At 62.6% G+C, this 22,271-nt stretch carries 19 protein-coding genes; 14 read left to right on the top strand and 5 right to left on the bottom strand.

Features of this window, described 5'->3' with window-relative positions:
- Window positions 1-68: 68 nt before the first annotated feature.
- Genes BBJ66_RS05220 through rbsK form a run of 5 tightly spaced genes read left to right on the top strand, consistent with a single transcriptional unit; the run spans window position 69 to window position 4,574 of the window.
- The gene (locus BBJ66_RS05220; protein WP_071085428.1) at window positions 69-1,187 is read left to right on the top strand and encodes a carbohydrate ABC transporter permease; all 1,119 of its coding nucleotides are present in this window, start codon (window positions 69-71) and stop codon (window positions 1,185-1,187) included.
- A complete protein-coding gene (locus BBJ66_RS05215) occupies window positions 1,187-2,098 on the top strand; it encodes a carbohydrate ABC transporter permease (RefSeq protein ID WP_071085426.1) in 912 nt (303 codons plus the stop codon). Before BBJ66_RS05220 ends, BBJ66_RS05215 begins: the two co-directional genes overlap by 1 nt.
- A gap of 16 nt (window positions 2,099-2,114) precedes the next feature.
- Window positions 2,115-3,143: a LacI family DNA-binding transcriptional regulator gene (locus BBJ66_RS05210; protein WP_049736357.1), complete on the top strand. Its 1,029-nt coding sequence runs from the start codon at window positions 2,115-2,117 to the stop codon at window positions 3,141-3,143.
- A 43-nt stretch (window positions 3,144-3,186) separates the two neighbouring features.
- Window positions 3,187-3,648, top strand: coding sequence for an RbsD/FucU family protein (locus BBJ66_RS05205; protein WP_049736352.1), 462 nt, complete (start codon window positions 3,187-3,189; stop codon window positions 3,646-3,648).
- Window positions 3,645-4,574 carry a ribokinase gene (gene rbsK / locus BBJ66_RS05200; RefSeq protein ID WP_071085424.1) on the top strand — a complete coding sequence of 310 codons (930 nt, stop codon included), beginning with the start codon at window positions 3,645-3,647 and terminating at the stop codon, window positions 4,572-4,574. Before BBJ66_RS05205 ends, rbsK begins: the two co-directional genes overlap by 4 nt.
- A 40-nt stretch (window positions 4,575-4,614) precedes the next feature.
- On the opposite strand, the gene BBJ66_RS05195 is transcribed toward rbsK, so the two are convergent.
- Window positions 4,615-4,902: a ribbon-helix-helix domain-containing protein gene (locus BBJ66_RS05195; RefSeq protein WP_071085422.1), complete on the bottom strand. Its 288-nt coding sequence runs from the start codon at window positions 4,900-4,902 to the stop codon at window positions 4,615-4,617.
- Window positions 4,903-4,958: 56 nt separating this feature from the next.
- Here BBJ66_RS05195 and BBJ66_RS05190 point away from each other — a divergent pair, with 56 nt between their 5' ends.
- Entirely contained in the window at window positions 4,959-5,993 is a 1,035-nt protein-coding gene (locus tag BBJ66_RS05190) for an Ldh family oxidoreductase (protein WP_071085740.1), read from the top strand.
- Between the two features lie 72 nt (window positions 5,994-6,065).
- Here the strand turns inward: BBJ66_RS05190 and BBJ66_RS05185 are convergent, their stop codons facing one another.
- Window positions 6,066-7,034, bottom strand: coding sequence for a dihydrodipicolinate synthase family protein (locus BBJ66_RS05185; RefSeq protein WP_049736355.1), 969 nt, complete (start codon window positions 7,032-7,034; stop codon window positions 6,066-6,068).
- Between the two features lie 112 nt (window positions 7,035-7,146).
- Window positions 7,147-7,851, bottom strand: a complete 705-nt coding sequence (locus BBJ66_RS05180; protein ID WP_049736356.1) for a GntR family transcriptional regulator — start codon at window positions 7,849-7,851, stop codon at window positions 7,147-7,149.
- A 419-nt stretch (window positions 7,852-8,270) separates the two neighbouring features.
- Here BBJ66_RS05180 and BBJ66_RS05175 point away from each other — a divergent pair, with 419 nt between their 5' ends.
- The 3 genes from BBJ66_RS05175 (at window position 8,271) to BBJ66_RS05165 (ending at window position 14,238) form a co-directional block, all read left to right on the top strand.
- Window positions 8,271-9,539, top strand: coding sequence for a metallophosphoesterase family protein (locus BBJ66_RS05175; RefSeq protein ID WP_071085420.1), 1,269 nt, complete (start codon window positions 8,271-8,273; stop codon window positions 9,537-9,539).
- Complete coding sequence (locus BBJ66_RS05170; RefSeq protein ID WP_071085419.1) at window positions 9,539-13,012, top strand: AAA family ATPase; 3,474 nt, start codon at window positions 9,539-9,541, stop codon at window positions 13,010-13,012. The genes BBJ66_RS05175 and BBJ66_RS05170 overlap by 1 nt, the downstream gene beginning before the upstream one ends.
- Window positions 13,013-13,326: 314 nt before the next feature.
- Window positions 13,327-14,238: an acetamidase/formamidase family protein gene (locus BBJ66_RS05165; RefSeq protein ID WP_049731373.1), complete on the top strand. Its 912-nt coding sequence runs from the start codon at window positions 13,327-13,329 to the stop codon at window positions 14,236-14,238.
- A gap of 153 nt (window positions 14,239-14,391) precedes the next feature.
- On the opposite strand, the gene BBJ66_RS05160 is transcribed toward BBJ66_RS05165, so the two are convergent.
- A complete protein-coding gene (locus tag BBJ66_RS05160) occupies window positions 14,392-15,294 on the bottom strand; it encodes a proline iminopeptidase-family hydrolase (RefSeq protein ID WP_071085738.1) in 903 nt (300 codons plus the stop codon).
- Window positions 15,295-15,355: 61 nt separating this feature from the next.
- The gene (locus BBJ66_RS05155; RefSeq protein WP_071085417.1) at window positions 15,356-16,153 is read right to left on the bottom strand and encodes a helix-turn-helix transcriptional regulator; all 798 of its coding nucleotides are present in this window, start codon (window positions 16,151-16,153) and stop codon (window positions 15,356-15,358) included.
- A 128-nt stretch (window positions 16,154-16,281) separates the two neighbouring features.
- Here BBJ66_RS05155 and BBJ66_RS05150 point away from each other — a divergent pair, with 128 nt between their 5' ends.
- Genes BBJ66_RS05150 through BBJ66_RS05130 form a run of 5 tightly spaced genes read left to right on the top strand, consistent with a single transcriptional unit; the run spans window position 16,282 to window position 22,247 of the window.
- Window positions 16,282-17,172: a proline iminopeptidase-family hydrolase gene (locus BBJ66_RS05150; protein WP_071085416.1), complete on the top strand. Its 891-nt coding sequence runs from the start codon at window positions 16,282-16,284 to the stop codon at window positions 17,170-17,172.
- 51 nt (window positions 17,173-17,223) lie between these two features.
- A complete protein-coding gene (locus tag BBJ66_RS05145) occupies window positions 17,224-18,162 on the top strand; it encodes an ABC transporter permease (protein WP_071085415.1) in 939 nt (312 codons plus the stop codon).
- Window positions 18,159-19,007 carry an ABC transporter permease gene (locus tag BBJ66_RS05140; protein ID WP_071085414.1) on the top strand — a complete coding sequence of 283 codons (849 nt, stop codon included), beginning with the start codon at window positions 18,159-18,161 and terminating at the stop codon, window positions 19,005-19,007. Before BBJ66_RS05145 ends, BBJ66_RS05140 begins: the two co-directional genes overlap by 4 nt.
- Entirely contained in the window at window positions 19,004-20,713 is a 1,710-nt protein-coding gene (locus BBJ66_RS05135; RefSeq protein ID WP_071085412.1) for a dipeptide ABC transporter ATP-binding protein, read from the top strand. The genes BBJ66_RS05140 and BBJ66_RS05135 overlap by 4 nt, the downstream gene beginning before the upstream one ends.
- A 19-nt stretch (window positions 20,714-20,732) precedes the next feature.
- On the top strand, window positions 20,733-22,247 hold the full coding sequence (locus BBJ66_RS05130) for an ABC transporter substrate-binding protein (protein ID WP_071085410.1): 1,515 nt from the start codon (window positions 20,733-20,735) through the stop codon (window positions 22,245-22,247).
- Window positions 22,248-22,271 lie beyond the last annotated feature (24 nt).

Here is a 22,271-nt window from a genome sequence, read left to right as displayed (position 1 = left end):
TTGACACCAATACGCCGGCGGACCGGAAGCGGTTCGCCGGCGCCCATTCTGTCCGGACGAGGAAAATCATGTCGACAGTCGAAGGCGACCTGCTGCACACGGTCGAAGCCGGCTCCATTTCCGCGAGCCGTCGTTTCTGGGGCCGCACGGCTCTATGGCTGAGTGCCATATGGTTCATCACATCCTTTGTCTTGCAGGGCATCCATGAACTGGGCTGGACCGGTTGGGGTTTTGCGAACTGGCGGCCGGTTCTTTATGCCTATTTTCTCTGGGCCGCCGTTCTTTGCGTCACGCGCGTCGTCATCCACGGCGAGCCGGGCAAGAAGGCGCTTTTTGTTCTGCCGGCCGCGCTTTTCGTCGTGTCGATGGTGGTCTTCCCGCTGCTCTTTGCGCTCTGGATCGGCTTTTCCGATTGGAACCTCGCCTCCTCGACCGGGCGGCGCTTCAATGGGCTCGACAATGTGCGCCGGATGATCGCCGATCCGTTCTATGCCAATGCCCTGCTGAACATGATCCTTTATTGCCTGGCGATCGTAGTCGAATATGCGATCGCCTTCGGACTGGCGCTGCTCCTCAACCAGGAAATTATCGCGCGAAAATTCTGGCGGGTCACCTTCCTCATCCCTTTGATGCTGTCGCCGGTCGCGGTGAGCTGGATGGTCGGCAAGTCGATGCTGGAGACTCGTTTCGGCCCGATCGCGCGCTTCGCCCGCTGGCTCGGCTGGGAAAACCCGTCCTTCTTCGGCGATCCGCTGACGGCGAAACTGTCGATCATGATCATGGATGCCTGGACCTTCATTCCCTTCATGATGATCATGCTGCTTGCCGGATTGCAGGGCTTGTCCAGGGAGGTGCTGGAGGCGGCCGAAGTCGATGGGGCCACCAAATGGCAGCGCTTCTGGAAGGTTACTTTCCCGCTCATGCTGCCGGTGTCGGTGACGGCGGTGATGATCCGCGTGATCTTCAAGCTCAAGCTCGCCGACATCATCATCACGGTGACGTCGGGAGGCCCCGGCGGCGCGACCGATTCCGTCACCAGTTTCATCTATCGTGAATACCGCGACCGGTCGAATGTCGGATACGGTACCTTGCTCGCGCTCGTCTATCTGGTGATCATCGTCTTCGGGATGACGGGGCTGATGAAGATCGCAGACCGTATCGTGAAGCGGATGACAGGAAGGCTCTGATGGTTCGCATCGATTTCGAAAAATACGGGCGGGCTCAGCGCATTCGCTGGTGGGCCATGCGTCTGGCCGTCTACGGCCTACTCGTCACCTGGGCGTGTGTCTGCATCTTCCCGCTGTTCTGGACGGTGTCGACCTCGTTCAAAACAGCCGCCGATGTCATGCGCGGCAATCTGATCCCCTGGTTCAACTTTACCCCCAGCTGGCTCGGCTGGCGCTCGCTCGGGCTCTCTCCCGATACGATTTCCCAGGTATCGACGGTGCGTGACGAGTTTATGCGCAGGCTCTGGAACAGCATCATCATCTCGGTTGCGGCATCCGCGCTTGCGGTCGTGCTCGGATCGCTGGCGGCCTACGGCCTCAGCCGCTTTTCCTACAAGTTCGGCCATATGCGCAATTCCGACATCTCCTTTTTCTTCCTGTCGCAGCTGATCATGCCGCCGGTCGTCCTCGCTCTGCCGTTCCTGGTTCTCTACAAGGAGCTGGCGCTGCTCGATACTTATGCCGGCATGATCGCCGTCTACACGCTGATGGTCCTGCCGATCGTCGTCTGGATCATGCGCGACCAGTTCGCCACCATCCCGGTAGAGCTCGAGGAGGCGGCTCTGGTCGATGGTCTGTCGATCTGGGGCGCCTTTGCCCGGATCATCGTGCCGCTCGTTCTGCCGGGCATGGTGGCCGCGTTCCTGTTGGCGCTGATCCTGTGCTGGAACGAATATTTCTTCGCCGCACTGCTGACCTCCACCAATACCAACACGCTGCCGGTGATGATTGCTAGCCAGACCGGCAGCCAGGGCATCAACTGGTGGTCGATGGCCGCCCTTTCCACTGCCGGCATCCTTCCGCTTGTCGTCGTCGGCGTCGTGCTGGAAAAGCACATCATTGCCGGGATGACCGCGGGCGCCGTCAAGTAGCTGCGGGATGTCGAACATGCCAAAGATGCCGACAGTCAAGGATGTTGCCGAATATGCAGGCGTCTCTGTCGGCACCGTTTCGCGCGTGCTGTCGGGCGAAGCCGCGGTCAAACCCATGCTGCGGGACAAGGTCAACGACGCTATTTCGGCGCTCGGTTATCGCCCCAACGTCACCGCGAGAGCGCTGCGCACCAGCAGAACCGATGTCATCGGCCTGATCGTTCCCGATATCACCAATCCGTTCTTTGCGCAGCTTGCGGCAAGCGTCGAGCGTGCGGCGCTCGAGCGTGCGCATAGCCTGATGCTGGCAAGCTCGCATGACGATCGCGAGGCGGAGCAGAGCCACGTTTCAGCCTTTCTCCACCGGTCGGTGCGCGGCATCATCGTGGTGGCTTCGAGCGACGGTTCAGGCCTCGATCTGCCGGCATCGGTGCCGATCATATCGCTGGACCGGCGCTTCGGCACCTTTCCCCTTGTGTCGACCAACCATGCGCAGGCAGCTGCGCTGATTGCCGACCATCTCTACGGGCTCGGGCACCGCCGCATCGCCTATATTGCCGGGCCGGCCGATACCGAGGCAGGGCGCATGCGCAAGGAGGGTTTTGTCGGCCGCATGGACGGGTTCGGCAAAACAGGCGAACCCGTTGAACTGGAAATTGCCTATGGCAGGTTCGACTACGAGTCCGGTGAAAGAATTGCCCGCGACCTGCTTTCGCGCCCGTCCCAGGATCGGCCGACGGCGATTGCGGCTGCCAGCGATCAGCAGGCCATCGGCGCGCTGCGCGCCGCGCGAGACCTCAAGATCGACGTGCCGCGAAAACTGTCGGTGACAGGCTTCGACGATATTTCGCTCGCCAATCTCGTCGTTCCCAGGCTGACGACCATACGTCAGCCGGCCGACATGCTGGCGCGGCGTGCGGTCGGCCTTCTCCTAGCGGAACCACCGGGTGCGGAAGACGAAATGGTCGACGGATCGCTGATCGTGCGCGGTTCCAGCGGCCCGTGCCCGCAACCCAAAGCCGATAGCGCCGGCCATACGAATTGAAGCAGAGCCGGTGCTCCGGCGACGAGAAAAGGATGGAAGATCGATGCTCAAGGGAATTCGGGCCGAACTCAACGGCGACATTCTTCAAGCACTTTGCAACATGGGACATGGCGATTATCTCGTCATCTCAGACATGAATTTTCCGTCGGATTCGATTGCCCGGCAGACTCGCCTGGGGACGCTGCTGACCATGGAAAATATTCCCGCGCCGCAGGCGATCGATGCGATCCTTTCGGTCTTGCCGCTGGACACGCCGATCCAGCCTTCGGTGGGCCGCATGGAAGTAATTGGCAAGCCGGGTGAGATTCCCCCGATTCAGCAGGAAGTCCAGGCGATCGTCGACCGCGCCGAAGGCAAACCATCGCCGATGTATCCTGTCGAACGGATGGCCTTCTATGACATCGCCAAAAAGGCCTATTGCGTCATCGCAACGGGGGAACTGCGCTTCTACGGATGCTTCCTTCTGACCAAGGGTGTCATTCCAGCGGCGGAGGCTCTGAGATGAGCGAGAAAAGCGGGATCGTCATTCTCGGCATTTTTGCAGCCGACACCGCCTATAAGGCAAAACGCCTGCCTCATATTGCCGAGACGCTGATGGGATCGGGTTTCACGCTCGGGCCGGGAGGCAAGGGCTCCAATCAGGCGATTGCCGCGGCAAAGGCCGGCGGCAAGGTGACCTTCATCTCACGGGTCGGCAACGACCCGTTCGGCGAGATGGCCCTTGCCGCCTACTCCCAGGCGGGCGTCAAAGCCAATGTGATGAAGATGGATGGTGTTTCCAGTGGTGCTGCCTTCATCTTCGTCGACGAAGTGAGCGGCGACAATGCCATCATCGTCGTGCCGGGTGCCGCGGGCCTTATCGGCATCGAAGACGTCGAAGCGAACCGGGCGGCGATCGAAAGCGCCGCGATTTTCATGACTCAACTCGAACAGCCGCTTGAGGCCGCCTTGCACGGCCTCTCGATGGCGAAAAGGGCAGGGGTCACGACGATCTTCAATCCCGCGCCGGCGCGGGCCATTCCGGACGAAATCTACGGGCTGTGCGATTTCATCGTACCCAATGAGGTGGAAGCCGCCGAATTGGTGGGCCATGCGATCACAACCGATGAGCAGGTCCGTGCGGCGGGCAGCGCCCTGCTCGGCCGAGGGGCGCGGGCGGCGGTCATCACCCTTGGTGGACGTGGCGCTTACTATCACACCGCCGATCAGAGCGAATTCGTCCCTGCATTCTCGGCAGGAAATGTCATCGACACCACCGGGGCAGGGGACGCCTTTCTCGGCGGTTTCGCGACGGCGATTTCGGAAGGACAAACGCCGATCGAGGCCGTCCGTTTCGGTTCTGCGACCGCTGCAATCGCCGTAACCCGGTCGGGCACAGCCCCCGCCATGCCGTCGCGTGCCGAGATCAACGCCTTGCTGGGCTCGTCGTGATTGAACATCGCAAGGGAATTCAGGGGAACCGGCCTTGCGGTCACTTGGAGCTTTGTCTCGAGGCGCGGTCGCGTAAATTGTCGAAATAGCTGGCATCGACTGGCTCGGTCGTCTTGGATGCAGCACCCTCGAGCAGGAGATCGCGCAAATGCTGCCGATCTCTGTCGCGGCGGATCAACTCGCATACGTATTCGCTACAGGTGCCATAACCTCGGCCGACGACCTGCTGATCGACGAAGTGCTTCAGGTTCTCCGGCAGCCAGGAAACGCGGGAGTGTCCTGGCAAATTTGCCACCGGGCGAATTGCGAACGTTGATTTATCCTGCATACTATATGTATGCAGGATAAATGTCCCATGAAACCCTGGCCGAGGAGAAACGCAGCATGACGAACACCACCTTGCCGATAGCCGACCTGCATGGCCGTGTCGAAGCCATCTTTCGCAAGGCCGGCCTCAATGCCGTGCAGGCCGGGGCGCTTGCCCGGGTGATCGTCGCCGGTGAGCGCGACGCCTGCAAATCGCACGGCATCTACCGCATCGAAGGCGCTCTGCGCACCGTCAAATCAGGCAAGGTGAAGCCTGACGCGATGCCGAAGCTGGACTTCAACGAGGGGTCGGCTATCGTCAAGGTCAATGCTGACGGCGGCTTTGCCAATGCGGCCTTCGAACTCGGCGTGCCGGCGCTGGCCGAACGCGCACGCAAGCTCGGCATTGCCGCCCTCGTCATCAATGACTGCAGCCACTTCTCGGCGCTCTGGCCCGAGGTGGAGGCGGTGGCCAAAGAGGGCCTTGCCGGCCTCGTCATGTGCCCGAGCTATGCGACCGTCGCGCCCGCCGGCGGCAACAAGCCGCTGCTCGGCACGAACCCCTTCGCCTTCGGCTGGCCGCGCAAGGACACCTCGCCCTACGTTTTCGACTTTGCGACCTCCGTCGCCGCCCGCGGAGAAATCGAGCTGCACCGCCGCGCCGGCAAGCAGCTTCCCGAGGGCTGGGCGATCGATGCCGACGGCAATCCGACGACCGATCCGGAAGCCGCGCTTGCGGGCGCCATGCTGCCCTTCGGCGGACACAAGGGATCGGCCATCGGCACGATGATCGAACTGCTCGCCGGCATCATGATCGGCGATCTCACCAGCCCTGAGGTGCTCGACTATCTCGGCACGACGACACTCGCCCCGTTCCATGGCGAACTCATCATCGCCATGTCGCCGCAAGCCTTTGCCGCCGGCCGGCCTGGTGATCCCTTCGCTCGTGCCGAACTGCTCTTCGAGGCGATCGTCGGCAGCGGCGCCCGCCTGCCTTCGCAGCGCCGCTTCGCCGCCCGCCGGAAGTCCGAGACGGAAGGCGTCGTACTGACGGCAGCCGAGCTGGAACTGCTTGACCGTCTTCTCGACAAAGGTCTCGACGCGGTCTCCTGACAGCGTCGTTTTTCTCTGATCTACAAATGAGTAGGCCCTCCGCGAGGAGGGCCGTCAGCTTAAACCGATGGATTACGCAGAGGCTTTATGCGTCTGCACCGCACCCGGCAGCTTGCTCCATTCGGCGTACCAGGTGTCAAACAGCTTGAGCTGGCTTTCGACATAGCCGCGCTGGCTTTCGGAGAGCACGTCCGTCTCGTTGAAGTTCAGCGTGTATTCCCGATCACCCTTCAGCACCATCATGTGCTTGAAGTAGAGAACCAGGTCCGGGCCTTCATCGAAAGAAGAGAGCACGGCGAGCGCCGATTCCAGTTCCAGCGCGCGCTGGCGGGCATCCGGATCGCCGGCGGCCGCAGCCTGGGCGAGGTTGCACATGTGGATGATTTCCTTCGGCAGCACGCAGCCGATGCCGGTGATCGCCCCGACGGCGCCGCAGTTGACGAAGCCGTGGAAGACGCAGGTGTCGACGCCGATCATCAGCGAGACGTCATCGTCGCGGCTGGTGATGTTTTCGGCCGCATAGCGCATGTCAGCCGCACCGCCGAATTCCTTGAAGCCGACGAGGTTCTTGTGCTCCTCGCGGAGCGCGAAGAACAGGTCGGCGCGAGTGGCAAAACCGTAATAGGGGCTGTTGTAGATGACGGCCGGCAGGTTCGGGGCGGCCGAAAGGATAGCTTTGAAGTGGTTCTTCTGGGCGGCGACGACCGTGCCGCGCGACAGGACGCGCGGGATCACCATGAGGCCCTGGGCGCCGACCTTCTGGGCGTGCGCGGCGTGCGCGACGGCAGAGGCGGTGTTGACGGCGCCGGTGCCGACGATGACCGGGATACCGGCCTTCACCAGACGCTCTACCCCCTGCATGCGCTGCTCATCCGTCAGCAGCGGCCAGTCCCCCATCGAGCCGCAATAGACGACGGCGGACATGCCCTTTTCGATCAATTCCTTGCCCTTGCCCACCAGCGCGTCGAAGTCTGGCGTACGGTCATCCTTGCAGGGCGTCATCAGGGCGGGAATGACGCCGGAAAAAATTGTGGCCTTCATGTCGATCTCCTTCAGCGCTGGGGGAGGCTGGATCGGCAAAGGTCGCCGACCTGTTCGCGGATGGAGATAACATCTTGTGTTCTATTTGTCGACAAGAAAAATACAAAACCTATTATAGTGCGATGTCGAGCTTGCCGGTGCGGCTGAAAAGCTTCTGCACCTGGGCGACAATCTGCTCGGCGTGAACCTTGCCCAGACGATCGGCAGCCTCGAGATCCCGTGCCTCGATCGCGGCAATGATCTCGGCATGTTCATCGACGAACTGCTGCGGGAAATGTTCGTCGTAGGACTGGTAGTAAAGGCGGAGAATGCGCCGGCCTTCATCGAGCAGCCGGCGAAAAAGCCCGGCGAAGTAGGGGTTGCGCCCGGCCTCGGCGATGGCGGCGTGGAAGGCGGCGTTGGTCGCGATCATCGCCGACGTGTCGCGCGCTTCGATCGCCGCCGAATAGTCCTCGTGGAAACGACGGATGGAGGGCAGGTCCTCGGCGCGATGGTTCTGCGCCGCCAGCCGCGTCGTTACCCGATACATCAGGACGAGGGCGTCGAAGAATGTACTGAGATTGAGAAAATCGATATTCGACACCATGGTCGAGCGGTTCGGCAGCGTTTCTATCAGCCCGTCACCGGCTAGGCGGACAAGCGCCTCGCGGATCGGTGTCCGCGACATCTTGAACCGCTCCGCCAACTGCACCTCGTCGATCGGGCTGCCGGGGGCGAGCTTGAGGTCGAGTATCTCATCGCGCAGCAGGTCGTAGACCATTTTCACGCCGGAGCCGCGCTTGCGTTCTGGAAGAGAACCGGGGTCGATGTCGGGCATAAAAACTCCTCTTGTCGACAGGACAAATACAATGAGTTGCAAGCTGCATCAAACCGTCAAGTTCCGTTTCCGCGGGAGATGTCAGAACGCGATCCTCGATAAGTGTGCTATGTGCTTGATCTGATATGATATAACATAACAAAATGGCATAAGTTCTGTTATGGAACAGGGGGCTTTTGCCTGCCGGACCTCCCTATGCTGGTCGCCGATCGGCTGAGACAGTAGGGTCATTGGCTGCGGTACCGGCGCTGGTCGATCAACATTGATTGTGGATGGGCCGGTTTGCCGGGCCTATTTCGCTCGCGCTCCTTGCACGCGTGCTCCATATTCTGATGTTTACGGCCAGGTGACAACGACCGCACGATTATCGGTCAACCCGCACCTGTTACACCATCCTATCGCAACACGATTCTGCATTTATGGCTTATCGTTTCGTCCACACTGCCGATCTCCATCTCGATTCTCCCCTGCGGTCGCTGGCGCTTCGCAACGCCGAGCTGGCCGATCTCGTGAGCGACGCCAGCCGGCAGGCGCTGGTGGCGATTGTCGATCTGTGCCTTGAGGAACAGGTCGATGCGCTGGTCATCGCCGGCGATCTCTATGACGGCGAGCAGACGTCGATGAAGACGGCACGCTTCCTGGCAAGCCAGCTGGAACGGCTGCACCGCGCGGGGATTTGCGTCTTCAAGATCCGCGGCAATCACGATGCGATGTCGAAGATCGCCAGGGAACTGGTGATGCCCGATACCGTGAAGATCTTCGGCGGCCATGCCGAGATCGTGGAGGCCACGAAAGGCAGCCTGTCGATTGCGATCCACGGCCTGAGCTTCGCCAAGCCGCATGCGCCGGACCCGCTGCTGCCGAAGTTCAAGCCGCCGGTGGCGGGTGCGGTCAACATCGGCATCATGCATACGAGCCTTGCCGGATCCGCCGGACATGACGTCTATGCGCCCTGCAACGTGCTCGACCTTCACGCCTCGGGATTCGACTATTGGGCGCTCGGCCATCTCCACCAGCGCAGCCATCATTCGGGTGCTGCGACGGTCATCATGCCGGGCATGCCGCAGGGCCGCGACATCAACGAGTCGGGCGTCAAGACCGTATCGCTGGTGACCGTGGCGGACGACCGGACCGTGACGGTCGAGGAGCGACGCACCAGCATCGCGCAGTTCGAGCGCGTCGATGTCGACTTGACGGGTGTCGATGATTGGCGTGATGCGGCCATGGCGGTCGAAGCGGCACTGACGGCACAGCGCGACCGCACGGTCTCGCCGCATCTCGTCGCTCGCCTCCGGCTTTCCGGCCGCACGCCGCTCTCCTGGCAGCTTCGCCGCGATGTCGATGTCATGCAGGCGGAAGCCGAGCAGCGCGGCGATCTGATCGGCCAGACCTGGATCGAGAAGTTGGAGCTTGCCTTCGAAGCGCCCTCGACCCTTGCAGACGCCTCCGCTGCCGATCCCGTCGTGGGGCTGGCTGCGCTGATGCGGGACGAGGTCATCGCCCGCAGCGGATTTCGTGACGATATCAGGGAGATGGTGCGAGACCTGCTCGCCGATCTGCCGGCCGAGAGCCGGGCATTCGCCGGGCATGACGAGGCGGGCTTCGAACGCTTCATCGATGGCCTTCTCGCCAACGGCGCCGAGGACATCGCCGCCCGGATGAAGGCCGCGGACCGGGGAGAAAGCTGATGCGCCTGCGCCGCCTCGACCTCACCCGCTATGGCAAGTTCACCGACCACTCGATCGATTTCGGCGCGGCCCGTCAGGGTTCGCCCGATTTGCACATCGTCTACGGCCTCAACGAAGCGGGCAAGTCGACTACCTTTGCCGCCTATCTCGATCTGCTCTACGGCATAGGCGAGCGCAGCACCTACAATTTCCTGCATCCCTACAACACGATGAAGGTTGGCGCGCGGCTGGAATTCGACGATGCGGAATATGAGCTGACGCGGCTCAAGCTGCGGACCGGCAGCCTCGTCGACGATCGGGGGCAGGCTGTGAATGAGGCGCTGCTCGCCGGCGCGCTCGGCGGCATCGGCCGCGAGGCCTATCGCACCATGTTCTCGCTCGACGATCAGTCACTCAAGGAAGGCGGCAACGCCATCATCCAGAGCAAGGGCGAGCTCGGCGAATTGCTGTTCTCGGCAAGCTCGGGCCTCGCAGGCCTCAGCCGTTCGCTGGTAACGGCCGCCGACGAAGCCAATGTGATCTATAAGAAGCGGTCGTCGAGCACCAAGCTCGCGGAACTCAAACGATCGCTCGAAGTGTTGAAGGCCGAGCGCAACGCCATCGACACGCTTGCCTCCAGCTATTCGGCCTTGAAATCGACCCACGAGCAGGCCGAAGCCGCCTATGCCGCGACCACGCTGGAATTGGCCGGGGCCAAGACCCGGCATCAGCAGCTGACGCGCCTTCTCGGCGCCCTGCCCGCGGCACTGGAACTCCGGCGGCTGGATACCGATGCGGCCGGCATGCACGATCTGCCGCGGCCGCCGTCCGAATGGTTCGCGCTGCTGCCGCAGCTTTCCCGCGACGAGACGCGGCTGCAGGCGCTTGTCGAAACCGCCGACCGCACGCTGCGCCAGCTTACCGACGAGATCGAGGCGATCGCGATAGACGACAAGGCGCTGGCGGTCGCCGCGCATATGGACATGCTAGATCAGGGCCGGGCGCGTTATCTCGCGGCTGAGAGCGACCTGCCGAAACGCCGGCTGGCGCTGGCCGAACAGGAAGGCGTGCTGGTGCGGCTGCTGGCCGATCTTGAGCAGCCGGGCCATGCGACGCCCGAGGCGCTGCTATTGCCCGCTTCGCTGATCGGCATGATCCGCGATCTCATCGAACGGCGTTCCGGCGTCGAGGCCAAACTGGCTGCCGCGGGCCGCGAACTGGTGCGGGCGCGAGAGAATCTCGAAAGGCTGAGCAAGGAAGACAGCTCGCAAAACGGAGCCGCAGTGCTCGATCCCGCGCGCCTTGGCCGCATCGAGGCTGCCCTGAGCCGGCTGACCGGGTCCGATCTCGCAGTGCGGCTCACCATGGAAGAACGGACACTTGTCCAGGCGAAGCGAATGCAGGCGAACCAGTTCGCCCAACTCGCACCCTGGACCGGCGACGCCGCGGCCTTGCAATTGACGAGCGCGGCGGAGCCCCGTCAGATCGAGGCCTGGCGTGGCCAGGCGACCGCTATCGACAAGCGGATCGGGGATCACGAGGCGCGGCTGCGCGATCTCGGTACCGAACAGGCGCTGACAAAAGCCCGGATCGCGGCCTTCGTCGCCGGGGGTTCGATAGACGATGCCGAGGCCGCAAGGCTGCGCGCTGAACGCGATGCCGCCTGGCAGGCGCATCTCACCAGTCTGAATGCCGAAACGGCCAGGACATTCGAGGCGCGGATGCGCCAAGACGACATGCTGTCCGCCGGCCGGCTGTCGCGGGCGCAGGAGCTGGCCGAGCTGCGCCAGTTCCGCCAGACGGAAGCGGCAACGGCAGCAGCGATCGAACGGCAAAGGGAACTGCTTGCCGAGGCGCGTGCCGAACACGATGCGCTCGCCGAGCGCATCGGTGGTCTGCTGCCCGGTGCAATCGAATATGACGCCGAAGCTGCGGGGCGCATTGCCATGCTCGATGCCTGGAGCAGCAAACGAGCCGCGGCGCTGGCCGCGTGGGACGATCTGCAGCGGGCCGAAGACGCGGCGGAGGGGCTTCGCCTCGACCTGGACAAGCATGCCGCGACGCTTGCGGCAAGCCTTGCGGATGCCGGTCTTGGTGACGCCGACCGTCTGCCGGTCGCCGACCTGATGCAGGCCGCGAATGATATGCTTGCCGCCGGCAAAGCCGAGCGGGCGGCGCGGCAGGCGCATGAGAAGGCCGTCGGCGATCTCAGCCATGATCTCAGGGAGCGCGAGCGCGACCAGCAGGAGGCGGAAGCCACAATAGCGGCCTGGGACCGGGAATGGGCGGAGGCGTTGTCGCGAAGCTGGTTTGCCGACAAGGCCGGCTCGATGGCCGCCGTCCGCGCCATGCTGAACGCGCTCGGCACATTGCCTGCCATCCTGAAGGAACGGGATGACCTCGCAAGCCGCGTTGCCGCCATGGAGCGCGACCAGGAGCAATTCCGCGGAGATATTGCCGGTCTTCTCGCAGATTGCGGCCTCAGCCGGTCGGCATCCGATACGCTTGCCTCCGCCAACGCGCTGGCGGAACGCCATGAGGCAGCCCGGCATGCGGCTCAGCTTCGTGCAGACCGGCAGGCGGATCTCGAAAAACAATTGGAGAAACGACGGGCGCTGGAAGAAGACCTGGCCGTTCACAATGCCTGCAAGAACGAACTGACCGGCTATTTCGCCGCGGACTCGCTTGCCTCGGTCGAGGCATTCCTGAACCAGGCCCGGGAGCGGGACCGATTGGAGGAGCGGGCCGCCACCCTGCGCGGCCAGATCACCGAAGCATTGCGCGCGACGAGTTTTTCCGATGCCGAACGCCGCCTTGTCGATGTCGACGCCGATGCCGTCGAGCGCGATGCAATGGAGCTTGGCGCCCGGATCGAGGATCTCACCGAGCGGGCGAAGCTTCTCTATTCCGACGTGTCGCTGGCGCGGCAGAAGCTCGAGGCCGTCGGCGGGGACGACGCGGTGGCCCGGATCGAGGCCAAGCGGCGAACCGTCTTCCTTGAGATCGAGGAACTGGCCGTGCGGCATCTGACGCTGCGCGCCGGCACCCTCGCAGCCGAGCAGGCGCTGCATATCTATCGCGAAAAACATCGCAGCTCGATGATGAACCGCGCATCGGAAGCCTTTCACCTGATCACCGGCGGCAACTATTCCGGCCTGACGACCCAGCCCGACCGCGACAGGGAAATACTGATCGGCGTGTCACGTGATGGCGGCTCGAAGCTGGCAGACGCGATGTCGACGGGCACGCAGTTCCAGCTCTATCTCGCGCTTCGGCTGGCAGGCTATGAGGAATTCGCAGCCCTTCGCCCGCCCGTGCCCTTCGTCGCCGACGACATTATGGAAAGCTTCGACAATCCTCGCTCCGAGGAGGTTTTCCGCCTGCTCGGCGACATGGCCAAGGTCGGACAGGTCATCTACCTCACGCATCACTGGCATCTCTGCGAGATCGCACGGCAGGTTGTTCCGAATGTGACCCTCCACCAGCTGCCATGACTGGCCGCAAAAAATGGATAGCCTCCGCTGATCTTGATCTCGAAGGACGAATCGCCGGAATTTATCTCGTCCGCAGTCCGGACAAGCTGGTTCGCGTCCCGGCGGAGCCGGATGCAAGGGCTGCTGGCTTCCGCTCTTCTTGATAAAAATCAATTGTTTGAATTGTTTCCAACGACGGCATCGACGTCGAGTTAATATCTGGAGTGGCGGCGGATATTGGCTTCGCGGATAATCTCTGATCTAGTCACGACTCTCCGCCCGGCAGTTCAGCCGCAGGCCTCATGGCATTCGAAACGAGCGAGAGCTGTATTCTCATGACCACTCACCGCTTCATTCCGACGAGCTTTCACAATGTCATCGGCTCCCTTCCGCCGGCCCTGTGCATCGCCGACGGCGACACCGTCGTGACCGAGACGCTCGACGCCGCCGGACATGACAAGGACGGCATCAAGCAGGCATCCGGCGGCAATCCGATGAACGGCCCGATCTTCGTGGAAGGCGCCGAGCCTGGAGATGCGCTGAAGGTCGAGATCATCAGCATGATCCCGACCAGAGACACGGGATTTACCCGCAGCATCGTCGCCGCCAACGTCGTCGATCCCGAGACGGTGCGTGATCTGCCGCCGCGCGATAGGGCGATCTGGGCCATCGACCGTGAGGCCTCGACCGTCCGGCTTTCCGAGCCGGTCGCTGGTCTCGAGAATTTCGTTCTGCCGCTCGCCCCGATGATCGGCTGTTTTGGTGTGGCGCCCAGCCTCGGCCAGGCGATCTCGACCGCGACCAGTGGCGAATATGGCGGCAACATGGACTATCGGCTGTTCGGTCCCGGCACCACGGTCCGCTTTCCGGTATCGGCTCCCGGCGCCTTGTTCTTTCTCGGCGACTGCCATGCCGTGCAGGGAGATGGCGAGATCGTCGGCACCGGCATCGAGACCACCTTCGAAGTCACGGTGCGGCTGACGGTGGAAAAGAAGGCCGGACTGGTCTGGCCGCGCGGCGAAACCGCCGAGGATATCTTCACCATCGGCAATGCCCGTCCCCTCGATCAGGCGCTCCAGCATGCGACCAGCGAAATGTTGACCTGGCTGGCCTCGGACTACGGCCTGGACAGGACGGCGGCCAGCCATCTGCTCGGCCAGGTCGTGCGTTACGACGTCGGCAATGTCTTCGACCCGGCTTATACGATGGCTTGCCGCGTCGCCAAGAAATGGCTGGTTCGTCGATAGGCGGCCGCCGGCTAAAGCGCGTCGCGTCAAATCTGATTCATGCGACGCGCTTTAACCCTTTGTTTTGATGCATATCGTTGTCCCGGAACCGCTGCACACTTCCGGGCGACATGCATTAGCGATCGATGATCGTCATGGGTTGGCCGCGTGTTCTCAATCGTGCCGTGACAGGAAAGTGGAAACGGTCGCCAGGCAAAGCTGCTTTTCCTCGACATGCGGCATGTGGCTGGAATTTTCGAACAGCACCCATTCGCAGCCGGGAACACGTTCCAGATAAGGCCTTACCACCAGGGGCGTCGCCTCGTCGTATTTTCCCGAGATCAGCAGCGTCGGGGCTTCGATGCGGTCGAGCCTGTTCTCGATCGTCCAGTCCTTCATCGTGCCGATGACGTGAAATTCGGTCGGGCCATTCATGTTGCGGTAGACGGTATTGTCCTCGTCCATGATCGCGAAGGTCCGGGCCACTTCAGGCGGCCACGGTACCACCCGGCAGACATGGCGGTCATAAAAGACGCGCGAGGCGGCGATATAATCCGGATCGGTGAGGCTTCCCGCCTGTTCGTGCTGCAGCAGCCTATCCTGCACCTCGTTCGGCAGTTCCCGCCTCAGCCGGTTCGCCTCCGAAACCCAGGTGTGCATGTTGGCCGGCGAGTTGGCGATGACGAGTGCCTTCAGGCCCTGCGGCCGGCGCACCGCATGTTCGGCGCCGAGCATGCCGCCCCAGGACTGGCCGAGAAAAGCATAACGATGCTGGATGCCGAGATGGGCAAGCAGTGCATCCAACTCTTCGAGAAACAGGCCGACCGTCCAGAAATCCGGCCCTTTGTCGGGAAGGCGGGTGGAATTGCCGTTGCCGAGCTGGTCGTAATGGATGACCGGGCGGCCGTCGAGGGCGGCGATATCCTTGAAGGAATCGACATAGTCATGCGTGCAGCCAGGCCCGCCATGGGCGACGACGAGCGGCAGCTTGCCGCTCTCCAGCGAGCCGGTGATGCGATACCAAGTGCGATAGTCGCGAAAAGTCAAATAGGCTTCATTCGTCGCGACTTCGGTCACTGGCGTCTCCATCTTGCGTCTATTGAAGACCATAACGCGGCGGTAGCGGTGACGGCAGCTATCACAAGTTATAGGGTGGCCAGGTCTGTGTCGGCCGGTCCTCGAGCAGGCGGTAATGGGTGGCGCGCACCACGGCCTGGGTTCGGTTGCGGGCGCCGAGTTTCTTTGCCGCTGCATTGAGATGCATCACGACGGTCGGCACCGAACGGCCGATGATGCGGGAAATTTCCTTGGCGGAATAGCCTTCCGCCGAGTGGCGCAGGCATTCGCGTTCCCGCTCCGTCAGCCGGATCGTGCCGACGCTCTTTGCCCGGATGTCGAAAAGCGGATAGGCGGTCTCGTGGAAGACATGGGCCAGCAGGTTGAAGTCGGCGATATAACGCAGCGCGTGCCGTTCGAAATCGTCGCTCCGGCCGAAGCGGATACCGGTGACGGTCGCGTAGTCGCCGCGTGGCATGTGGACGGGCACGGTGACGCCGGTCGACATATCGCGTTCGCTCAAATAGCGGGTCACCGGTGCGGTATCGTCGTTCATGAAACGGTTGATCGGCGTGTCGGCATTCGTATCGTAGTTCCAGAAGAAGGGCGCCGAGGTGCGCAGCGCCACCTGCTGCACCGGATCAATACGGAAATAGCCGCGATCGAACCAGTAGTCGTGCATGTCGTCCGAGATATTTCTGAGCTTCAGCAGCGACGGTATCATGATCGCGCCGTCGAGGTCGTAGGGCACCGGCGTATAGTCGTAGATCAGCGCCTCGAAGCCGATCCGCTGCATGGCCTCGAAGGCCTGGTCGATCCGGCCGTCCAGCGTTTCATGCGCGGTGAACTGCCGTCTGATCGTTCCGATATCGTCAAGCATGAGCAGCTCCGGTTTCGACGTGGCGCCCGACCCTATCACTTCTTATAGCTGGCACGGAACGCGATTTGCGGTAAAAAATTAACCACGCCCAAATATTGAGCAAGTGAAACCTTCTGCCGGAGCGATCAATGTGGCGTGAAATACAGCCTGACGAGCGATTCGAGATCGATGTCGATGGCTATCGCGTCGTTGCCTACAGCTTCGGAGCCGGCAGCGAGACGGTTTTCTGCCTGAACGGCGGACCGGGCCTGCCCTGCGATTACCTGCGCGAGGCGCATTCCTGTCTGATCGACAAGGGCTACCGCGTCGTCGCTTTCGACCAGCTCGGTACCGGCGCCTCCGACCGGCCGGACGATCTCTCGCTCTGGACGATCGGGCGCTACGTCGAGGAGACGGAGACGGTGCGCCAGGCGCTGGGGCTCGGCACGGTCCACATGCTCGGGCACTCCTGGGGCGGGTGGCTGGCGATCGAATATGCGCTGACCTATCCGGAGAATTTGAAGACGCTGATCCTTGAAGATACGGTCGCCGACATGCCGCATCTGATCTCGGAACTGGAACGGCTGCGCGCAGCGCTCGGTCCCGAGACCGTTTCGATGATGCAGAAGCACGAGGCGCAAGGCACCTACGATCACCCGGAATATCTCGCCGCCGTCACCATCCTCAACTACCGCCATGTCTGCCGTTTGCCGGAATGGCCGGCGCCGGTGCGCCGCTCGCTCGACGACTGGAACATGGCGCCCTACGCGACCATGCAGGGGCCGAACGAGTTTCTCTACATCGGCAACCTCAAGGACTGGAACCGCATTCCCGATCTGCCGCGGCTGGCGCTGCCGGTGCTGATCACGACGGGAGAGCATGACGAGTTGACCCCGGCCTGCGCGCTGAGGATGAAGCTTGCGCTGCCGAATGCCGAGCTCAAGGTATTTGCCAATGCCAGCCACATGCCATTTTATGAGAACCCGCAGGACTATTATCCGGCGCTTCTCGATTTCCTCGCCCGGCACAAGGCAGCCTGATGCAGATGAAAGCGGCTCAAACCCGACGAAGACAGAGGGGCGAGCGCCGTCATGCATCGCTATAAATTCGTTCTGACGCGGCCGCTGCAGTTCCTGCCGGTCATTTTCGGCATCAGCGTCATCACGTTCATTCTGGTCCGGCTGATCCCCGGCGATCCGGCGCGCAACATCCTCGGCACGCGCGCGACGCCGGCAGCGCTTGCCAGCATCCGTGCCCAGTACGGCCTCGATCAGCCGATGTGGCTGCAATATGTTTATTTCCTCAAGAACCTCGCCAATGGCGAGATGGGCAAATCGATCCTCTACAAGATCGACGTGCTGAAGCTGATCGTCACCCGCATCGAGCCGACGCTGGCGCTCGTCGTCTCCAGCGTCGTGCTGTCGGTCCTGATCGCGGTGCCGATGGCGGCGATCGCTGCGCGCAATGCCGGCCGGGCGCCGGACCATGCGGTGCGCATCGTCTCGACCCTCGGCATCGGTTTCCCGCCCTTCTGGCTGGGGCTGATGCTGATCATCCTGTTCAGCGTCGAACTCGGCGTGCTGCCGGTTTCCGGCTATGGCGCCACACTCGGCGAAAAGCTCGCGCATCTCGTGCTGCCGAGCCTGACGGTGGCGCTGTCGCTCTCGACCGTGCTGACGCGCAGCCTGAGGGCGGCGATGATCGAAGCGCTGAAATCGGACGTCGCGACTGCGGCGCGCGCGCGCGGCATGCCCGAAAGCATCGTCTTCTGGCGGCACGTATTGCCGAATTCGCTGGTGCCGACGATCAATCTGCTTGCCGTCAACATCGGCTGGCTGATCGGCGGCAGCGTCGTGGTCGAGACCGTCTTTGCGCTGCCCGGCATGGGGCAGTTGCTCGTCAGGGCGATCTTTTCGCGCGACTATATGGTGGTCCAGGGCGTCGCCATGGTCTTTGCCTGCGCCACCGTACTCATCAATTTCATCGCCGACATCGTCACCGTCACCATCGATCCAAGGGTGACGCTATGAGCATCGAGGCGATCACCCCTGCCCCCGCCTGGCGCCGGCACTTCGGCCGGCGGCCGATGTTTGCCGTCGGTGTCGGCCTGCTGCTGTTCTTCGTCCTGCTGGCGATCGCCGCGCCTGTTATCGCGCCCTACGACCCGATCATGCAGAACGCCGAGGTGCGCCTGCAGGCGCCTTCCTTGCTGCATCCGTTCGGCACCGACAATTTCGGCCGCGATATTCTCTCCCGCGTCATCTGGGGCGCGCGCCTCGACCTGCAGATGGCGCTGATCGGCGTCATCTTTCCCTTCCTGATCGGCACGGCTGTGGGCACGATCGCTGGCTTCTTCGGCGGCATCGTCGATGCGCTGTTTATGCGCCTCGTCGATATCATTCTCGCCTTCCCCTTCCTCGTGCTGATGCTGTCGATCATCGCTATCCTCGGCCCCGGCCTCGGCAGCTTCTACATCGCCATGGCGCTGGTCGGCTGGGTCTCCTATGCGCGGCTGATCCGGGCGCAGATGCTGGTGCTGAAAAGCAGCGACTATGCCGTTGCCGCCGTCAGCCTCGGCTTCAGCCGCTCGCGCATCATGTTCCGCCACCTGCTGCCGAACGCGATCGCCGGTTCGATCGTCTTTTCGATGTCCGATGCGACGCTGGTGCTGCTGAGCGGTGCTGCCGTCAGCTATCTCGGCCTCGGCGTCCAGCCGCCGATCGCCGAATGGGGCGTCATGGTCGCGGAAGGGCAGAGCTTCATCACCACCGCCTGGTGGATCACGCTGTTTCCCGGCCTCTCCATCGTCTGCCTCGCCTTCGGCTTCAGCATGCTGGGCGATGCGCTCGGCGAACTGCTGGGGGTGCATGAATGAGCGGCTCCGTGCTCTCCGTCCGTGATCTCACCGTCAGGGCGCATCTCGATTCCGGCACCCGCACGCTGCTCGACGCGGTCTCGCTCGATCTCGGCAAGGGCGAGATCCTCGGTCTCGTCGGCGAGAGCGGCTCAGGCAAGAGCCTGTTCTGCCGTTCGCTGGTGCGCCTGCTGCCTTCCTCGCTGCTGAAGATCGAAAGCGGGAGCGTGCTGCTCGACGGGCGCGACCTCATGCGGATCGGCGACGGCGAGATGCTTGAGGTGCGCGGCGGCGAGATCGGCATGATCTTCCAGAACCCGACCAGCCATCTCGATCCGGTGATGCGGATCGGCAACCAGATCGCCGAGGGCATCCGCTATCATCAGGGCCTCGGCGCCCGCGAGGCCCGCGCTGCTGCGACGGAGATCCTGGCGCAGGTCGGCTTCCCCGATCCGAAGCGCCAGTATGACAGCTATCCGCACGAATTTTCCGGCGGCATGCGGCAGCGGGCAATGATCGGCGTGGCGCTGTCCTGCAATCCGAAGATCCTGATCGCCGACGAGCCGACAACGGCGCTCGACGTGACCATCCAGGCGCAGATCTTGCGGCTGCTGATGGAGATTCGTGACCGGCGCGGGCTGTCGATCATTCTGATCACCCACGATCTCGGCATCGTCGCCCAGACCTGCGACCGCATCGCGGTGCTGCGCGGCGGCAAGCTCATCGAAGAGGGGCCGAAGCGGGCAATCCTGGCGCGGCCGCAGCATCCCTATACGATCAACCTGATCAACAGCCACCCTTCTCTGCCGGGCGAGATAGCCGCACCGCCGCTCGAACATGCCGAGGCGGGCCAGCCGGCGAAGCCATTGCTCGAAATCGACGACCTGCATGTGCGCTTCAGGGCCGGCGGCAGTCTGCTCAAAGGTGGCGGCGGGACGGTCAGCGCCGTTGCCGGCGTCAGCCTGCAGATCATGCCGGGCGAAACGGTCGGCATTGTCGGCGAATCCGGCAGCGGCAAGAGCACGCTTGCCCGCGCCGTGCTCGGCCTGACGCGTCTTTCCTCAGGTCACGTTACGTTCGACGGCGTCGATCTCGCCCTGCAGAAAAGCGCCGGCCTGGCAAAACTCAGGCGCGAGACGGCGATGGTGTTCCAGGACCCCTACAATGCGCTCAATCCGCGGCTGACGATCGGGCAGATGCTGGCCGAGGTGCTGAAGGTGCAGGGCAAGGTCGCAAAGGCCGATATTCCGGCGCGGATCGACGAGCTGCTCGATCTCGTCGGCCTCGAACGCGAATTCGCCGGCCGCAAGCCGCGCAGCATGAGCGGCGGTCAATGCCAGCGGGCCGGCATCGCCCGGGCGCTCGCCGTCGACCCGAAGCTGATCATCGCCGACGAATGCGTCGCCGCCCTCGACGTCACCATCCAGGCTCAGATCATCGAGCTCTTCCGCGAACTGACGGCGAAGATGAACCTCACGCTGATCTTCATCGCCCATGATCTGGCGATCGTCCGCAGTCTCTGCGAACGCGTCGTCGTGATGTATCGCGGCGAGATCGTCGAGCAAGGCCGCTCTGAAGAGGTCTTCGCGCGGCCGAGACATGCCTATACGGCGTCGCTGATCGCCGCCATTCCCGACATCGATCCTGACAAGCCGCTGCTGCAAGACGCCGGCGGCAAGGACGATCGGCAATCGATACCGAGCCAACCCGTCAAACGCATGCCATAACAACGAAGGGAACGAATTCATGATAAACAGATGGAAATCAATCGGGCTCGCGGCCTTGCTCGCCGGCCTGACGCTCAGCGCAAGTTATGCCGAGGCCGCCGGGGTGCTCACCATCGGCCGCCGCGAGGATTCGACGACGTTCGATCCGATCAAGACTGCCCAGAACATCGACAACTGGGTGTTCTCCAACGTCTACGACGTGCTGATCCGCGTCGACAAGACGGGCACCAAGCTGGAGCCGGGCCTTGCCGAAAGCTGGGCCGCCTCGGATGACGGGCTGACTTATACGCTCAAGATCCGTGACGCGAAATTCTCGGACGGTTCGCCGCTGACGGCGGAGGATGCCGCCTACAGCCTGTTGCGCATCCGCGACGATGCCGCCTCGCTCTGGAGCGATTCCTACAAGGTGATCGATACGGCGGTGGCGACCGATCCGCACACGCTGACGATCAAGCTGAAGAACCCCTCCGCGCCGTTCTTGTCGACGCTGGCTCTGCCGAACGCGTCGGTCATCTCGAAGAAAGGCATGGAGTCGCTGGGTGCCGATGTCTATGCGGAAAAGCCGATCGCATCCGGCGCCTTCGTGATCGATGAATGGCGGCGCGGTGACCGCGTTATCCTGAAGAAGAACCCGAATTTCTGGCAGGCCGACCGGGTCAAGCTCGATGGCGTCGAGTGGATTTCCGTACCCGACGACAATACCCGTATGCTCAATGTCCAGGCCGGCGAACTGGATGCCGCGATCTTCGTGCCCTTCTCGCGCGTCGAGGAACTGAAGAAGGATCCGAACCTCAATGTCGGCATCGACGCCTCGACCCGCGAGGACCATCTGCTGATCAATCACGCGCATGGCGCGCTCGGCAAGAAGGAAGTCCGCCAGGCGCTGGATCTTGCGATCGACAAGAAGGCGATCGTCGACACGATCACCTTCGGCCAGGGCACGATCGCCAATTCCTACATTCCGAAGGGCGCGCTCTACTATTATGCCGACAATCTGCAGCGGCCCTATGATCCGGCAAAGGCCAAGGAAATGCTGGCCGCAGCCGGGGCCTCCGACCTGACGCTGAATTACCTGGTCCGCGCCGGCGATGAAGTCGACGAGCAGACGGCCGTATTGGTCCAGCAGCAGCTGCAGAAGGCCGGCATCACCGCCAATCTGCAGAAGGTCGATCCCAGCCAGCAATGGGACATGCTGGTTGCCGGCGACTACGATGTCTCGGTCAACTACTGGACCAACGACATTCTCGACCCTGACCAGAAGACCACCTTCGTCCTCGGCCACGATTCCAACAATAACTATCTGACCAATTACAAGAACGAGGCGGTGAAGGAGTTGGTCGCGAAAGCCCGTCTCGAGCTCGACACGAAGAAACGCGAAGCGATGTATGTCGATCTGCAGAAGATGGCCAAGGACGACGTCAACTGGATCGACCTTTATTACAGCCCCTACATCAACGTCTCGCGCAAGAATATCGAAAATTTCTACCAGAACCCGCTCGGCCGGTTCTTCCTGGAGGATACGGTGAAGAACTGAGTTCCGGCAGCAATGCAAATGCTC

It is taken from the genome of Rhizobium sp. RSm-3 (genome assembly GCF_001854685.1).
GTDB lineage: Bacteria > Pseudomonadota > Alphaproteobacteria > Rhizobiales > Rhizobiaceae > Rhizobium > Rhizobium ecuadorense.
Note: the sequence above shows the minus strand (reverse complement) of the source record. Positions and strands in the feature narration are given on the sequence as shown.